The organism is Paenibacillus sp. FSL H7-689 (assembly GCF_000517905.1).
GTDB classification, from domain to species: Bacteria; Bacillota; Bacilli; order Paenibacillales; family Paenibacillaceae; genus Paenibacillus; species Paenibacillus amylolyticus.
In genome coordinates this window covers 212,960-229,937 of sequence record NZ_ASPU01000014.1, presented here as the reverse complement: position 1 = coordinate 229,937, position 16,978 = coordinate 212,960, and the positions used below count along the sequence as shown (strand labels likewise).

General features: G+C 44.5%; 18 protein-coding genes. All 18 read left to right on the top strand.

Features of this window, described 5'->3' with window-relative positions:
- Window positions 1-39: 39 nt before the first annotated feature.
- The 18 genes from fliM to C170_RS10775 are packed head-to-tail and all read left to right on the top strand — an operon-like array spanning window position 40 to window position 16,944.
- Window positions 40-1,038 carry a flagellar motor switch protein FliM gene (fliM, locus tag C170_RS10860; protein WP_036609359.1) on the top strand — a complete coding sequence of 333 codons (999 nt, stop codon included), beginning with the start codon at window positions 40-42 and terminating at the stop codon, window positions 1,036-1,038.
- On the top strand, window positions 1,028-2,302 hold the full coding sequence (fliY, locus tag C170_RS10855) for a flagellar motor switch phosphatase FliY (RefSeq protein ID WP_036609358.1): 1,275 nt from the start codon (window positions 1,028-1,030) through the stop codon (window positions 2,300-2,302). Before fliM ends, fliY begins: the two co-directional genes overlap by 11 nt.
- Window positions 2,303-2,330: 28 nt before the next feature.
- Window positions 2,331-2,696: a response regulator gene (locus tag C170_RS10850; RefSeq protein WP_017689175.1), complete on the top strand. Its 366-nt coding sequence runs from the start codon at window positions 2,331-2,333 to the stop codon at window positions 2,694-2,696.
- Window positions 2,697-2,707: 11 nt separating this feature from the next.
- Complete coding sequence (locus C170_RS10845; RefSeq protein WP_155985051.1) at window positions 2,708-3,244, top strand: flagellar biosynthetic protein FliO; 537 nt, start codon at window positions 2,708-2,710, stop codon at window positions 3,242-3,244.
- Complete coding sequence (gene fliP / locus C170_RS10840) at window positions 3,241-3,996, top strand: flagellar type III secretion system pore protein FliP (RefSeq protein WP_036609355.1); 756 nt, start codon at window positions 3,241-3,243, stop codon at window positions 3,994-3,996. The genes C170_RS10845 and fliP overlap by 4 nt, the downstream gene beginning before the upstream one ends.
- Window positions 3,997-4,021: 25 nt before the next feature.
- Window positions 4,022-4,291, top strand: a complete 270-nt coding sequence (fliQ, locus tag C170_RS10835; protein WP_017689172.1) for a flagellar biosynthesis protein FliQ — start codon at window positions 4,022-4,024, stop codon at window positions 4,289-4,291.
- A 10-nt stretch (window positions 4,292-4,301) separates the two neighbouring features.
- Window positions 4,302-5,090 (top strand): flagellar biosynthetic protein FliR, encoded by a 789-nt coding sequence (gene fliR / locus C170_RS10830; protein ID WP_036609353.1) that lies wholly within the window; start codon window positions 4,302-4,304, stop codon window positions 5,088-5,090.
- Between the two features lie 23 nt (window positions 5,091-5,113).
- On the top strand, window positions 5,114-6,196 hold the full coding sequence (gene flhB / locus C170_RS10825) for a flagellar biosynthesis protein FlhB (RefSeq protein ID WP_179086416.1): 1,083 nt from the start codon (window positions 5,114-5,116) through the stop codon (window positions 6,194-6,196).
- 25 nt (window positions 6,197-6,221) lie between these two features.
- Window positions 6,222-8,255, top strand: a complete 2,034-nt coding sequence (flhA, locus tag C170_RS10820; protein ID WP_036609349.1) for a flagellar biosynthesis protein FlhA — start codon at window positions 6,222-6,224, stop codon at window positions 8,253-8,255.
- Window positions 8,252-9,604 carry a flagellar biosynthesis protein FlhF gene (gene flhF / locus C170_RS10815; protein ID WP_036609346.1) on the top strand — a complete coding sequence of 451 codons (1,353 nt, stop codon included), beginning with the start codon at window positions 8,252-8,254 and terminating at the stop codon, window positions 9,602-9,604. The genes flhA and flhF overlap by 4 nt, the downstream gene beginning before the upstream one ends.
- Window positions 9,601-10,488: a MinD/ParA family protein gene (locus C170_RS10810; protein ID WP_017689167.1), complete on the top strand. Its 888-nt coding sequence runs from the start codon at window positions 9,601-9,603 to the stop codon at window positions 10,486-10,488. The genes flhF and C170_RS10810 overlap by 4 nt, the downstream gene beginning before the upstream one ends.
- Window positions 10,489-10,520: 32 nt before the next feature.
- Entirely contained in the window at window positions 10,521-11,963 is a 1,443-nt protein-coding gene (gene cheB, locus C170_RS10805; protein ID WP_036609344.1) for a chemotaxis-specific protein-glutamate methyltransferase CheB, read from the top strand.
- Window positions 11,964-11,995: 32 nt separating this feature from the next.
- Entirely contained in the window at window positions 11,996-14,068 is a 2,073-nt protein-coding gene (locus C170_RS10800; protein WP_036609342.1) for a chemotaxis protein CheA, read from the top strand.
- Window positions 14,069-14,109: 41 nt separating this feature from the next.
- Window positions 14,110-14,571, top strand: a complete 462-nt coding sequence (locus C170_RS10795) for a chemotaxis protein CheW (RefSeq protein WP_036609340.1) — start codon at window positions 14,110-14,112, stop codon at window positions 14,569-14,571.
- A gap of 10 nt (window positions 14,572-14,581) precedes the next feature.
- Entirely contained in the window at window positions 14,582-15,202 is a 621-nt protein-coding gene (locus C170_RS10790) for a chemotaxis protein CheC (protein ID WP_100529443.1), read from the top strand.
- Window positions 15,195-15,692 (top strand): chemotaxis protein CheD, encoded by a 498-nt coding sequence (locus tag C170_RS10785; protein ID WP_017689162.1) that lies wholly within the window; start codon window positions 15,195-15,197, stop codon window positions 15,690-15,692. The genes C170_RS10790 and C170_RS10785 overlap by 8 nt, the downstream gene beginning before the upstream one ends.
- A gap of 4 nt (window positions 15,693-15,696) precedes the next feature.
- On the top strand, window positions 15,697-16,140 hold the full coding sequence (locus C170_RS10780) for a hypothetical protein (RefSeq protein WP_017689161.1): 444 nt from the start codon (window positions 15,697-15,699) through the stop codon (window positions 16,138-16,140).
- A 15-nt stretch (window positions 16,141-16,155) separates the two neighbouring features.
- Window positions 16,156-16,944: a FliA/WhiG family RNA polymerase sigma factor gene (locus C170_RS10775; RefSeq protein ID WP_036609336.1), complete on the top strand. Its 789-nt coding sequence runs from the start codon at window positions 16,156-16,158 to the stop codon at window positions 16,942-16,944.
- Window positions 16,945-16,978: the final 34 nt, after the last annotated feature.

The following is a 16,978-nucleotide window of genomic DNA, read 5'->3' as shown; positions in this document are numbered from 1 at the left end:
TGAACAGAACACGCTGTAGACCTGTAAGGGGGTGAGAACATGGTGGATGTATTATCACAAAATGAGATTGACGCCCTATTAGCAGCCCTTTCTTCTGGTGAAATGGACGCAGAAGAATTGAAGAAGGAAGAAACTCAGAAGAAAATCAGATCGTACGATTTTAAGCGGGCAGTGCGTTTTTCCAAAGACCATATCAGAAGCTTGACTCGTATTCACGAAAACTTTGCACGCTTTCTCACCACTTATTTTTCAGCCCAACTGCGGACGTTCGTTCAAATCAATGTCGTTCAGGTCGAACAGTTGCCTTATGATGAGTTTATCCGTTCTATTCCTAAGATGACGATATTGAACATTTTTGAAGCGGAGCCACTACAGGGACGAATGGTGATGGAAGTCCATCCAAACGTGGGATATGCGATGTTGGATCGCCTACTTGGTGGAACCGGAATTGCTCCAACCAAGATCGCATCCATGACGGAGATTGAGACGACCATCATGGAGCGGATATTCAGCCGAGCATTTGAAAGTTTGCAGGAAGCATGGAAGACTGTGTTGGATATTTCCCCAAGGATGGAAGCGCTCGAGACCAATCCGCAATTTATGCAGATTGTATCTCCCAATGAGACCATTGCTCTGATCTCGCTCAGTACCAAAATTGGTGACACGACAGGCATGATCAATCTATGTATACCGCATGTCGTTCTTGAACCTATTATGTCACGGTTGTCAACTCATCAGTGGTTTGTTTCGGAGAAGAAAACGAGAGCTCCGGAGGAGTATGATGCTCTAAAAGAGCGTGTAAACAAAGCCAAGTTACCAATCGTTGCGGAATTGGGAGAATCGAGAATTTCAATTGCAGAATTTCTGGGTCTGTCCGTTGGCGATGTCATTACGTTGAACAAACCAGTTGATGAGGGACTTTCCATTAAAGTGGGTGACAAACTGAAATACATGGGCAGTCCGGGGACAATCAAAGACCGTGTGGCTGTGCAAATAGACAAGATTGTCACCGAAGGAGTTGAAGAATTTGACGAGTAAGGATTATTTATCCCAAGAAGAAATCGATGCTTTGCTCAGGCAATCGGAATCGATAAACAGCTCGGAACCCGCTGAAAAGACGGTTGATGATTTTTTGACCGAGCTGGAGCAGGATGCCTTGGGGGAGATTGGTAACATTACATTTGGTAGCGCGGCAACAGCCTTATCCACGCTATTAGGCCTCAAAGTAGATATTACAACACCTAAAGTTTCTATCATTAGTCGAACGCAGTTTGAAGAAGCTTTTCCTAAGCCACATGTTGCCGTTCATGTGAATTACGTGGATGGATTCGAAGGTATTAACTCACTTGTTATCAAGAAGAGAGATGCCCAAGTCATCGCTGATTTGATGTTGGGTGGAGAAGGAAATCCGGTCGATGAAGAACTGAATGAAATCCATATTAGTGCAGTACAGGAAGCGATGAACCAGATGATGGGTTCCTCTGCAACCTCAATGTCCACGATTTTTAATCGTTTTGTGAATATTTCCCCTCCGGGAATCGATATTCTCAATCTGGAGAGTGGAGAGGGTGTAAGTAATCTTCCAGCAGATGAGACACTTATCCAAGTTTCATTTCGTTTGTTAATCGGGGATCTGATCGATTCCAATCTGATGCAGTTGCTTCCAGTACATTTTGCCAAAAGCATGGTAGATATGCTGATTGGAGGCGCTCAGGAGTCAACTGCCAGCGCACCAGTGGCATCAACACCTGAACCTGCGCCAGCAGCTGTACCAGCAACGCCACCACCGGTTGCGGAGCAGCCGCCCGTTCAGCACCAACAGGCTCCACAGGCTCCACAACAGCCTGCTCAGGACTATAACGGATATGGACAGGCCCCGATGGGTATGCCTCAAGGAATGCCGCCACAGCAGCCGTATGGCATGCCACCGCAGCAACCTTATGGTGCACCTCAACATTACGGTGGAATGCCAAATAGGAATGTTAACGTACAACCAGTTCAATTCGCCAATTTGCAAAATGGGGCGTATGGTCAGGTAGACGAAAACAATTTGAATTTATTGATGGACATTCCCCTTAAGGTCACCGTAGAATTAGGAAGGACCCAGAAGCAAATTAAAGATATTTTGGAACTGTCACAGGGTTCGATTGTCGAACTGGATAAGTTAGCCGGGGAACCTGTCGATATTTTGGTGAATAACAAACTGATCGCCAAGGGAGAAGTTGTCGTTATTGACGAAAACTTTGGTGTTCGTGTTATAGATATCGTTAGCCAATGGGACCGAATTCAGAAATTACAATAAGCACAATTTAGGGAGGACTTGAATCAAGATGGCAAACCGAATTTTAGTCGTAGACGACGCTGCATTTATGAGAATGATGATCCGGGACATTTTGTCCAAAAATGGATATGAGGTTGTTGGTGAGGCACAGGATGGCTCACAAGCAATTGAGAAATTTAAAGAGCTTCGTCCGGATCTAATCACAATGGATATTACGATGCCTGAGATGGACGGCATTGCAGCTTTGAAAGAAATCAAGAAGATTGATGCTAACGCTAAAGTAATTATGTGCTCCGCGATGGGTCAACAAGCGATGGTAATCGACGCTATTCAAGCAGGTGCTAAAGACTTTATCGTTAAACCGTTCCAATCTGACCGGGTTATCGAAGCGATCAGCAAGACACTGGGCGTTTAAGAGACATGATGATGGCTCAGGGTGATATTCCAGGAGGAGCTGGCGTGGGAAGTAATTATTATTTACAGCTTGTATGGGTGATTGTTGTCCTGGCCGTCATCCTGGCCCTTATTGTTTATCTGATCCGTTTTCTAAACAGAAGGAATCAGCAAATGTTCCGGCACGGCACAATTCGTACCCTGGGCGGAGTTGGACTGGGGCAAAACAAGTCGTTGCAAATTATGGAAATTGGTGGGTGTGTATATCTGCTTGGTGTAGGTGAAGACATCCAGTTGATAGATAAGGTTTCGGATTTGGAAGAGGCCCAAAGAATCATTGATTCCTTCGAACGAGATGCTGCTGCACAACAAGGAAATCTCTCACCTCTCATTGCCAAGCTCACAAAACGTTTCCGTAAAGAAGAACCGCCGCGGGAAATGGAACTAGAGGACACAACTTCTTTTCACGAAATGTTTGAATCCAAACTTCGGCAGATGCCTAACCGTAAAGAGAAGATGGAAAAGCTCCTGGATAAAGACAATACTACAGATCGGTCGAGGGATTCATGAAGAAAAAGATTTGGTTAGCGTGTTGTTTATTAGGACTTATCAGTCTGGCATCTGTAACGGTTGCCTTTGCCGAACCCATTCCGAATATTGATATTCAGATTGGAAACGGTGATGGAGGGACACCAAGCACGAGTTCACTGTCCATCATTCTGTTAATTACAGTGCTTAGTATTGCTCCAGCAATGCTTGTACTGATGACCAGTTTTACCCGGATTGTAATTGTGCTCGGTTTTATACGTACATCTTTGGGTACACAACAAATGCCACCCAATCAGGTGCTGGTCGGTTTGGCGCTATTTCTGACACTTTTCATTATGTCGCCGACGTTGTCTTCCATAAATCAGGTAGCGCTTCAGCCCTATCTCCAGGGAGAGCTTACGCAAACCGAGGCACTTGAAAAAGCAGCGGATCCCATGAAGAAATTTATGTTTAGTCACACCAGAGAAAAAGATCTTCTGCTGTTTATGAAGTACAATCAGACTGAACAACCAAAGACCTATCAGGATATCCCAATTACTGTTATGGTGCCGGCATATGTAATCAGTGAGTTGAAGACAGCATTCCAGATGGGGTTTATGATTTTTATTCCGTTTCTGGTTATAGACATTGTTGTCGCGAGTACACTCATGGCAATGGGGATGATGATGCTTCCGCCGGTCATGATCTCATTACCTTTCAAAATACTGCTCTTTGTCCTTGTGGACGGGTGGTATCTGGTTGTCAAGTCACTGTTACTGAGTTTTAACACTTGATCCGGAAAGTTAAAGGAGGACGGTCATGACTTCGGAATTTATTATCGGTCTGGCCGGGAAAGCGGTATACACGTCATTGCTGGCCAGCGCACCTATGCTTATACTAGCTCTGGTTGTAGGACTTGCAATCAGTATTTTTCAAGCGACAACTCAAATTCAGGAACAAACATTAGCTTTTGTGCCCAAGATTGTTGCCGTACTTCTGTCAGTACTTTTGTTTGGACCTTGGATCTTAAATATCCTGGTCGATTTCACGTTTAACATTCTCGATAATCTATACAGATACATAGGGTAGGCTTTAGCAGATGGAGACATTGTTGCAAAGTTTCCCTGTCGCTCTGCTTATGTTTTGTCGAATCACATCATTTTTTGTAACTGCGCCAGTTTTTTCGGCTCGAAATGTGCCGGCTTCAGTTAAAATAGGTATCTCTGCATTTGTCACATTATCTGTCTATCTGATTTACGGAATAGACCAGACCGTACCCACAGACCTGAGTTATGTCTTATTGATCATCAGAGAGATTCTAATTGGCCTGCTTTTAGGTTTTGTGGCTTATCTGTTGATGACGGCTGTTCAGACTGCGGGGACCTTTATCGATCTACAGATCGGTTTTGGTATGGCCAATGTATACGATCCAATGACAGGTGCTTCAGCTCCACTTACGGGTAACTTGAAGTATGCATTTGCTATGCTTCTGTTTCTAACGATGAATGGTCACCATTATTTGCTGGATGCGATAGTTTACAGTTACCGGTGGGTACCATTATCTAATGTGTTTTTCCTACGGTTGGCAGATGGAAGTATTGCTGAATTTTTGATTCAGACCTTAGGTCAATCATTTATGCTGGCTTTTCAGATGTCGGCTCCGATTGTAGTTGCGTTGTTTTTGACGGATGTTGGATTGGGTTTTTTGGCCAAAACTGCTCCTCAATTTAATGTATTTGCAGTTGGGTTGCCGCTTAAGTTACTCGTTGGTCTTGCTATTTTGCTTTTGCTGGTTCCCAGTTTCTCCTTTGTATTTAGTCAATTGTTCGAAGCGATATTCAGATCGATGGAAAAATTGCTTGGAACCATTGGACAAAGGCCCGGCTGAGTGAAACGGAGGAAAAGACACGGATGAAACTTCAACTCGACCTCCAGTTGTTTTCAGGGGAGAAGACGGAGAAAGCTACCCCGAAAAAGAGACAGGATACACGAAAAAAAGGACAGGTTGTAAAAAGCGCTGAACTATCTGGCGCATCCATTCTCCTAATCGTGTTTTTGATCATGATGGTATTCAGCAATTTCTATAAAGAACGTATAGTTCGTCTGTTTACAGATATCTTCATCAATCGATTGAGTATGGATATCACCGGAGAGAATGTGATGGCGCTTATGATGCGCTATGGCATTGAAGTTTTGTTATTGATCGCTCCCGTTTTGCTGGGTGCGTTCCTGGTTGCTTTGATCGTTAACTACATGCAAGTTGGTTTTCTTCTTGTAGGGGAAGGTTTGAAGCCAAAACTTGAGAAACTGGACCCGATTAAAGGTTTCAAAAATATATTCTCTCTCCGCTCATTAGTGGAATTTGCTAAATCCATTTTGAAAATGTCGCTTATCGGTTATCTCGTTTACAGTACAATTAAAGGCTACCAGTCAGATATTGCTTCACTTTCTCATTTTTCATTGGATGCTATTTTACATTTCGCTGCGTCGATTACTTTAAGTCTTGGTATCAAGATTGCAGTGGCATTAATGATACTTGCGATATTTGATTACATGTATCAAAAGTATGACCATGAGAAGAAGATTCGTATGTCCAAGCAAGACATCAAAGACGAGTACAAGAAAATGGAAGGTGATCCGCTGATCAAAGGTAAAATCCGGGAACGCCAGCGTCGTATGGCTATGCAGCGCATGATGCAGGAAGTGCCAAATGCGGATGTGATCATCACGAACCCGACCCACTTTGCGGTTGCGCTAAAGTATGAAGGTTCCGAGATGGAGGCACCACAGATTATTGCCAAAGGTCAGGATTATGTCGCCTTGCGTATTAAGGAAATAGCCAAAGAAAACGGTGTTATTACGATGGAAAACAAGCCGCTGGCACGGGCATTGTTCCAGAGAGCCGAGATTGGTGACGCTATACCGGCCGATTTGTTTCAAGCGGTAGCTGAAGTGCTGGCTTATGTATATAAACTAAAGGGCAGAACGAAATAAAAGGGGATCGGAGGCCGTACATTCATTGAAGATTAAAGATATAGCTGTCCTTGCGGGTATCATTGGCATTGTGTTGATGATGATTCTTCCGATCCCAACCTGGCTGTTGGACTTGTTGCTGGTCGTCAATATTTCAATTGCACTGATGATACTCCTTGTTGCAATGAACAGCAAAGAAGCGTTACAGTTTTCTATTTTTCCAGCTTTGCTGTTGATCACTACACTATTCCGACTGGCTCTGAACATTTCGACTACCAAGCTAATTCTTGGTGAAGGGGATGCTGGAGCTGTAGTTGCTACCTTTGGTAGCTGGATTGCTGGAGGGCAAATTGCAATTGGATTTATCGTGTTTTTGATCCTCGTTGTCGTTCAGTTTATCGTTATTACAAAGGGGTCTGAGCGCGTAGCTGAAGTTGCTGCCCGATTCACCCTTGATGCGATGCCTGGTAAACAAATGAGTATTGATGCGGATCTGAATGCGGGTCTGATCAACGAGCAACAAGCTCGTGAGCGTCGTTCCAAAATTGAACGTGAAGCCGATTTCTATGGAGCGATGGATGGAGCAAGTAAATTCGTAAAAGGTGACGCAATTGCAAGTATTATCATCCTCCTGATCAATCTCATTGGTGGATTTATTATCGGTATGACTGTGCATGGGATGGCTTTCGCAGATGCGATGGCAACGTACTCTGTACTGACTATCGGAGATGGATTGGTAAGCCAAATCCCGGCTCTGCTTATTTCCACAGCAGCAGGACTTATCGTCACCAGAGCGTCATCAGAAGGAAACCTGGCAGATGATATTACGGGGCAACTGTTTACATATCCAATACTAATTTATATCGTAGCTTTCGTTATTGCCATGCTCGGTTTCTTCACACCAATTCATGTTATTACTACGCTTCCGTTGGCAGGTGTGTTGGCATATGCCGCGTGGCGTATGCAGAATAATCTGAATTTGAAACAAGTAGCGGAAGAACAGTTGGAAGAAGAACAGCAGATTGAAGAGGTTAGAAGTCCTGAAAGTGTAATTAACCTGCTTCAGGTGGACCCTATTGAGTTTGAATTTGGTTATGGTTTAATCCCGCTTGCTGATAATCAGCAGGGTGGGGACTTATTGGATCGGATCATTATGATTCGGAGGCAGTGTGCTCTTGAACTGGGGTTGGTCGTTCCGGTTATACGGATTCGAGATAATATCCAGCTCAGACCCAATGAGTATGTTATCAAAATCAAGGGTAATGTGGTAGGTGGCGGAGAACTGTTGTTGAATCATTACCTTGCCATGAGTCCTGGCTATGATGAGGAGTCTGTGACAGGTATTGAAACGACGGAACCTGCTTTTGGACTTCCGGCACTATGGATTGATGAAGTAACCAAAGACAGAGCCGAACTTGCAGGATATACGGTCGTTGATCCGCCTTCCGTTGTGGCTACACATCTGACGGAACTGATTAAGAAACATGCGCATGAGTTACTTGGAAGACAAGAAACAAAAGCACTTGTGGATAATCTCAGAGAGAACTATTCTGCCCTTGTGGATGAACTGATCCCTTCTCTACTTTCCATTGGTGATGTACAGAAAGTGCTTGCTAAGTTATTGCGTGAGAAAATATCTATTCGAGATATGGTTACCATCTTCGAGACACTGGCTGACTATGGTACGTATACGAAAGATCCTGATGTGCTGACTGAATACGTCAGACAATCCCTCTCACGTCAGATTACTCAGCAGTTCTCACAGAAAGGTGAGACACTTCGAGTGATCACGGTTGGACCTGGTCTTGAGAAGAAAATTGCTGAAAGTGTGCAACAATCGGATCAAGGCAGTTATCTTGCGCTAGACCCTGTATCTACACAAAGTGTATATCAGAAGCTCAGTGAACAAGTGAACCGTTTGATTCAATCAGGTCAACAACCTGTTGTATTAACTTCTCCAACCATTCGGATGTATCTGCGTCAGGTTATTGAACGTACTATGCAGGACATTCCTGTGCTTTCCTACAGCGAGTTGGAGCCGAATGTTGAAATTCAAAGTATCGGGGTGGTGAACTTATGAGAGTAAAACAATACGTTGTTGAGACCATGCCCGAAGCTATGCTTCAAATTCGCAAAGACCTGGGAAGTGATGCCGTTATTCTGTCCACCAAAGAGATTAAGGTGGGCGGTGTGATGGGAATGTTTCGCAAAAAACGGATCGAAGTTGTAGCTGCAGTGGATAAGGAAGAAAACAAGCAAACAACAAAGCCAGTACAAAATCAATTCACACCTGTACCTCGTGCATTTGTACCTGAGGCTTATCGGCAAACAGCTCGTTCGTTTGTTGCGGCTTCTGATGAGTCGGTGGCAACGAATACAGCTGATCAAAGTGTACAGGACCAATCTGCGGCTGCACCGTCTGTGTTTGAATCGCGTAATATCGGTTCAAACATAGACAGCGGCTCAGGTTCTTCGAGCACGGATCATAAACCGCGACCGCAAGGGGCGGATTTTTCGGGTTCAACAACTGGTCCGAAGCCAACAGGTTCTGACCTGCAGCAGGATAAGTTGATGACTGAATTGCAGGATCTTAAACAGATGGTGACCAGGCTTTCAAAGCAAGGTACTTCTGCAGACCCTGTGCCAGAGGAACTGCATACGATCCGAGAACGTTTGACAGAACAAGATGTTTGGCCTGAAGTGTGGGAATCCTGGTTTGATTCAATTCAAGCAAAATGGTCTGAGGATGGATTAAAAGAACAGGGTGTAGAGCAAATAGTGAAGCTTGAGGTTATGCACTTTTTGGAGCAACGTATTGAAGAAGGCATTCTTCCTACCACGCGAATCGTCTATGTAGCTGGACCAACCGGTGTAGGGAAAACTACGACAATTGCAAAATTGGCTGCTGAACAAATGTTCAAAAAACAGCGTAAAGTGGGATTCATTACATCAGATACGTATCGAATCTCGGCGGTAGAACAGCTTAGAACGTATGCATCTATACTGAATGTTCCACTTGAGGTGGTGCAATCGCCTGGTGATACACAACGTGCCATTTCTCGATTAGAGAATTGTGATTTGATCTTTATGGATACAGCGGGTAGAAACTACAGAAATGAATTACTTGTTTCGGAACTGCAAAGTTTGCTTGCTCCTGTAGAGAATAGCGAAACCTTTCTGGTCATGAGTATGACTTCCAAAAGTGCTGATATGGTGCAGATCACGGAACATTTCAGTAAATATGGACTGGATAAGGTGATTTTCACCAAAATGGATGAGACTGGGAGCTGCGGTCCGCTATTTAACTTGTTACACCGTTTTCCACTCAAGCTCGCATATGTGGCAAATGGACAAAATGTTCCGGACGATTTGTTGAAACCAGATGCAGATTCGTTGTCCAAACAGTTGCTGGGAGAATGGTCACAATGAAGGATCAGGCAGCTGCACTTCGAAGTATGGTCTCCGCGCCATTGGAATTGGAAGGCATTGAACGAGATATTCGATCCTCGAAAATCATTACTGTGGCCAGTGGTAAGGGAGGTGTTGGCAAATCCAATTTCACACTGAACTTTGCCTTGGCATTGCAGGCTTTGGGGCAAAAGGTACTTGTATTTGATGCCGATATTGGAATGGCTAATATTGATGTTCTTATGGGTACGTCTTCTTCCTATAATCTTTACCACCTGTTGTACCGACAAAAATCCATAAGGGAAATCATACAACTGGGTGCCAGTGGCTTGCCTTACATTGCTGGAGGATCGGGCATGAAAGAGTTGTTCTCATTGTCTGATCGTGATCTGGAGTTTTTCGCCAGTCAAGTCGAGGATATTGCCCAGGAAATGGATTATGTCATCTTTGACACTGGGGCAGGACTCTCCAGAGAGAATATGAAGTTCATCGGTGCTGCTGATGAATGCCTGATTATAACTACACCTGAACCGACTTCAATAACCGATGCTTATGCTTTAGTCAAAGTTATGCACGGCCAGGAAAATGCTACGCCCTTTCGGATGATCGTTAACCGGGTGGAAGACGAACGAGAAGCGGAACGGGTGGCAGAAAAAATAGCTGGAGTGGCGAGGCGGTTTTTGCAGACGGATATTCCGCTTCTTGGGTATATTTCAGAAGACGCCCAGGTAGTCAAGGCGGTTAAAAGGCAAATGCCCTATAGTCTGGCTTATCCGAATGCCAAAGCCTCTAAAGATATAGAGAAACTTGCTCTTCGTTATCTGGCTGTACCTGCAACTCCGGGATCCGGAACCTTGACAGGAATCAGGGGATTTATGAATAAGTGGCTTAAACGGACAACATGATTTCTGAATAAAGGAAACAGGGGTGACACAACATGGCGGCGTATCAAGTATTGGTTGTCGATGATTCCGCTTTTATGCGTAAGATTGTTACGGATTTGATCCAAGCGGATCCGGAATTCAAGGTTACGGCAACGGCATCAAACGGTAGAGAAGCGATTCAAAAATCACTAGAATTGAAACCCGATATTATTACAATGGACGTTGAGATGCCCGAAATGAATGGGTTGGATGCATTAAAATCAATTATGAAGGAATCTTTCGTTCCTGTGATTATGCTCTCTGGTATCAATGAACAAGGCATGAAAGAAACCATTATGGCGCTTGAAGCTGGGGCATTTGACTTCATTCGCAAACCATCTATTTCACATGACCAGGATATTGCTCAAGTTGGTAAAGCCTTGGTTGAGCGCATGCGAGCTGCGATGAATGAGATCAAAAGAAAAGCTGATCGTGAGTTATCCATGAAAAATAGAGACATGTTGCGAGGAGCAGTTGTTCCCCCAACTCAGCCAGTGCAGAAAGAACTGCCGGCTAGGGATCGAGCGGAGCCTGTGAAAAAAACGATCGAACCTGTTGAGACGATTCAACGCTCTCTTCGAGAGCGGACTGAAGCCTTTCAGGCCAAAGCAAAGAAACCAATTGAACCATTGTCACCTTCAAAACCAGGTCGCGTAGAGAATAAACCGGAGCCTTTGCCAAAGGCTGAGCGTAATTTGGGGACGAAGGCAGAAAAAGCAGTGAGGTCAGCTAATCCAGTACAGACTCCAAAGGAAGTTCGACTACCTAATGCAGCTAGAGTGGCAGCTGATCAAATAGCGGCAACTTCTGCCTCTGCAAAAGCCAAGGATGTAATCAAGCCTAATCCTGTTCCCAAAGGTGGAGGGGGGCTGGAAGGACCATTCAACAAACTTGTGGCAATAGGTTGTTCTACGGGTGGACCGAGGGCTCTCAAGACATTGCTCGAGCAGTTGCCTGCTGATTTGCCTGCACCGGTCATTATTGTGCAGCATATGCCGCCCAATTTCACACGTTCTCTGGCTCAACGATTGAATACATTCAGTCCACTGCATGTGGTTGAAGCTGAAGAGGGCATGGTTCTGAAAAAAGGAACCGCCTATATAGCACCTGGCGGATTCCATGTGAAAGTTAACAAAACAGCAGACGGGAAGTTTATCGTGAAGCTGACTGAAGATCAACCAGTGAATGGACATAGACCTTCAGTGGATACGATGTTTGAGTCACTTCTGCCGTTTACATCTTTACAAAGGCATCTTGTTTTGCTAACGGGAATGGGAAGTGATGGAGCACGTATGATGAAGAGATTATACGAAGCCGGAGTTACATCAACCTTTGCCGAGAATGAAGAAACATGTGTTGTATATGGTATGCCGCGTTCTGCTGTAGAGCTGCAATGCGTTCGTCATCTTCTGCCATTGCAGGAGATTGCTTCTAAACTTGTTCAAGCAGTGAAATAACGGAGTGTAACTCACGGAGGAGGTGCCTCACAATGGACATGAACCAATATTTATCCATGTTTATTGATGAGTCTAATGATCATCTGCAATCGCTTAACGAAAACATGCTTCAACTTGAAGGCAATCCGGAAGACCTGGGCATAGTTCAGGTTATATTCCGCTCTGCTCATACCTTGAAGGGTATGGCAGCAACTATGGGCTTTGAAGATTTGGCATCACTGACACATAAAATGGAAAATGTGTTGGATCTGGTTCGTAATGAGAAGTTGAAAATGCAGGATTACATTTTTGATACCATGTTCAAGAGTCTGGACGCTTTGGAAACTATGGTTCAAGATATTACCGAAGGTGGACAAGGTAAAGCAGATGTGTCGTCGATCGTAGCTTCACTTCAAGCCATTGAAAATGGTGAAATGACAAACGGAAATGGACCTGCTACAGAAACAAACAAGCCGGCTAACGCTTCAATCTCTTCGGCCGTGGAGCTGGATGAATTCCAATATTCAGTGCTGGATCAGTCGATCGCCGAAGGTCATCGTGTGTTCTACGTGGATGTGCTTGTTAGCGAGCATAGCCAGTTAAAAGGTGTACGGGCTTATATGGTCTTTGATATGCTGGAACGTTCAGGTGAAGTCGTTAAGGCTTACCCATCCGTTCAGGATATTGAGCAGGAGAAGTTTGAGCGCAGTTTCTCGTTGTATTACATAACAACTAAAGAAGCGCACGAACTGGAAGAAGGCATCATGAGTATCTCTGAAATTGAAAGTGCAAAGCTCATTCAACTGGATCAGGAGACTCTTCAGCAGATGGCCAATCAGGTAGCAGCTACAGTTGAAGCGCCACCCGCACCAACAGCTGTAGCTGAGGTTGCTTCGCCGGATAAGAATTCTGTACCCAAAGAAGAAACCACAACGGCACCAGCTAAAACAGCTGCACCGAAGCAAGCTGCTGCACCTTCACGTACCATTCGTGTAGATATTGAACGTCTCGACGTATTGATGAACCTGTTCAGTGAATTGTTGATTGACCGTTCACGTCTGGAGCAACTGGCCAGTGAAACAGGCAACAATGATTTATCCGATACAGTAGCTCATTTAAGTCGAGTTAGCACAGATTTGCAAAATATTGTACTGAAATTGCGGATGGTTCCGGTAGATACCGTATTTAATCGATTCCCGCGCATGATCCGTGATCTGGCTAAGACACTTGATAAAAAAATCGATCTGGTGATTACAGGTGCTGAGACGGAATTGGATCGTACGGTAATTGATGAGATTGGTGATCCGCTTGTGCATTTACTGCGTAACGCGGTTGACCATGGTGTGGAATCCATTGCAGAGCGTGTAGCTGCAGGTAAACCAGAGATGGGTACAGTAAACCTGCGTGCCTTCCACAGTGGAAATCACGTATTTATCGAGATTGAAGATGATGGTAAAGGGATCTATCGCGACAAGCTTTTGAAAACTGCGATCAAACGTGGTGTTGTAACCGAAGAACAAGGTGCCAAGATGAGTGACGATGAAGTGAATCAACTGTTGTTCGCACCTGGTTTTAGTACTGCTGATATTATCTCGGATATCTCTGGCCGGGGCGTTGGCTTGGATGTAGTAAAATCGAAGATCACTTCGCTTGGTGGTAATGTAACGATTCATTCAACTCCAGGCAAAGGCACGAACTTCTCTGTTCAGCTTCCGTTGACACTATCCATTATTGCTGCAATGCTTGTACGACTTGGTTCTGAGAAATATGCTGTTCCGTTGTCCTCCATTGTAGAGACGGCCATTGTACAACGTGAGCAAGTTCGTAATATTCACGGCAATAAAATGATCACATTCCGTGAGTCACTGATTCCGTACTTGTCTTTGAGCGAAGTATTCTCTGTACCGGATTTCAATGATGCTGATGAGCAAGAAACAGAAATTGTCGTGATTCGCAAAGGCGACCGTCTTGCAGCCGTAGCTGTTGAAGAATTTATTGGACAAAGTGAGATTGTTCTCAAATCAATGGGAACCTATCTTCCTGCTATTGAAGGAATCTCTGGAGCAACCATTCTCGGAGATGGACAAGTAGCCCTGATTCTTGATCCTAATGCATTTATTAAATAAGCATAGAGCTAAGTCTTACATTTAATAGGGAGGTTTTTTACATGGAAGAAGAGTTGAAAGTCATCGTCTTTAAATTGGGTTCCGAAGAGTATGGTATTGAGGTAGACAAGGTTCAGACGATTGAGCGCATGATGCCAATTACCCGTGTTCCCAAGACACTTTCCTTTGTAAAAGGAGTTATTAATCTACGCGGTGTTGTAATTCCAGTCATTGATCTACGCGGTCGTTTCTCCCTTCCGGAAACGGAATACACGGATCAGACTCGTATTGTTATCGTAGGTGTAGACGACATGCAAGTTGGCTTTATCGTAGATTCTGCCAATGATGTTATTGATATCAAGAGCAGTGCGATCGATAGCCCACCAGAAGTGGTTGGCGGCGTCAAAGCGAGATACCTGCGAGGTGTTGCTAAATTGGAAGATTCACGCTTGTTGATTATGCTCAACCTAAACGAAGTATTAAATAAAAGCGAGATTGTACAGCTGGAAAGTGTTGAGGGCTAGTACCGTGGAGATGTTCAACCGATTTGAGGTATTCCAGATGGATGTGCTCAAAGAGGTCGGTAACATTGGAGCAGGCAACGCCGCAACGGCGTTGTCTCAACTCCTCAACAGACCGATTGACATGGGTGTACCTACAGTACAAATGCTCCCTTTTGAAGAAGTTGCCGAAAAAGTGGGCGGAGATGAACGCATCGTGGTTACCGTGTTTCTTCGTGTAGAAGGCGAAGCACCGGGAAATCTTTTCTTTATGATGACACCAGAGGCTGCTAAAATGTTGTTGAATAGACTTGCCGGATTTGATCTGAAAGAAGGACTCGATTTTACAGATATGGAACAATCAGCGCTTTCCGAGATTGGAAATATTTTGGCTGGATCCTATCTTTCTTCTCTGGCAGATTTCACGAAGTTGTCTATGTATCCAACTGTTCCTGGACTTGCCATCGACATGGCAGGTGCCATTCTAAGTTATGGCTTGCTGCAATTTGGCGAGATGGGTGACGCTGCATTGTTGATTGACACATCTTTCTTTGAAGGTGAAGATCAAGTTGAGGGTCAGTTTTTCCTCATTCCGGATCCACCATCCTTTGCAAAGATATTTGAATCGCTAGGGGTGCCACTGAGCTATGATTGAGGACAAAAGCGTCGTTAAAGTCGGTATGGCGGATTTAAACATCGCTCATCTTCCTGGTGTAATCCGTACGACTGGCTTGGGTTCGTGTGTGGGATTAACAATGTATGACCCACATTTGAAGCTGGCTGGAATGGCGCATGTCATGCTTCCTACTTCAGAGATCGCCCGTGAAGGGAAACTGAACACTGCGAAATATGCGGATACGGCGTTGCCTGAGCTTTTGGAAAAGATGATTAAACTAGGCGCTTCTCACTCACGTATTGTGTCTAAAATGGCCGGAGGCTCTCAGATGTTTGCCTTTGCTGGCGCTGGAGATACAATGCGTATTGGACCAAGGAATGCAGATTCTTGTCGAGAGTGGCTTCAAAAACTCAATATCCCTCTTCTAGCAGAAGATACGGGTGGGAATTATGGACGAACGATTGAGATGGATTGTGAAACTGGACTTTTGACTATTCGAAGCGTACAAATGGGTGTAAAGGAACTATAAGACTATGATAGGAAACTACCGCATTAATCTTGGAGCAGGCATCGTTGGGTTTATTCTTACTTTTTTTGTAGCATACAGCAGCAATGTGCTGATGACCAGTTTAATTCGCGGATTGATCGGATTCGTAGCCTGGTTTGTCCTTGCATATGGTTTACGCTGGGGATTGGGATTGCTGCTGAACCCTCAGATTGAGGGAAATGGGTATGGTTATGATTCACCAAGTGCTCAAGATCAAAGAGGTTCACAGGTGGACATTAAAATCGAAGACGATGGACAAGAGCTGAATGATTTGCTCAAGAGTGGACAGAACGCTTCATCTGGGGACGATCTTCCGCCATCTGAGACGAAAGCTCCAACGGGATTCGCCCCTTTGGATCCGCCTAAACTTGTCCGGACCAAGGATCCGGAGGAATTGGCGCAGGCCGTTCGTCACCTGACAGACAAATAAGGAGGGTGAAAGTAATTGAACGAGCGTAAAGCTTCACATTTGAACCATTCTGATCTGTGGGAAAAGTGGAAAGAACATGGAGATCTTGAAGCCAAGAAAACGTTGATTGAAAAGTATCTTCATATTGTAAATTATGTATCCGGTCGACTGGCTGTTGGTTTACCCAAAAATGTTCCCAAGGATGACTTGGAGAGCAATGGCGTTATGGGGTTAATTGATGCATTGGAGAAGTTCGACTATGAACGTGGTCTGCAATTTGAAACTTATGCATCATGGAGGGTCCGCGGAGCCATTCTTGACGGTCTGCGTCAAGGTGATTGGGTTCCGCGTTCTGTGCGTGAGAAGGCCAAGCGAATTGAAGACGCCTACCAACAGCTGGAACAAAGTTATCTCAGGTCTGTTAGTGATGAGGAAATGAGCGAGTACTTGGACGTATCCACTAAAGATTTTCAACATATGCTTCAGGAAGTGGCAGTCATGTCACTTTGCTCGCTGGAGGACCCAATTCGTGAGGAAGAGTCTGAGACTCGTCTGTCTTTGATGGTGGATGAGAAAGCCAAAAATCCGGATTATAAAGTGAATGAGTTTTATTTGAAGGAAACTTTGGTGCAAGGGCTTGACAAGTTGACGGTAAAAGAGAGAACGGTTGTTTCACTCTTGTATTACGAAGATCTTTCTCTTAGTGAAATTGCTGAGGTTATGTCTCTTTCTCCGTCTCGTATATCCCAGTTACATTCCAAGGCAATATTACGATTACGCGGCACGTTGGACAAACAGAAAGATTTGTTGATGCGTAAAGATTAATAGAGAGAAGTAATATCATTGGAGTTTGGGGAGT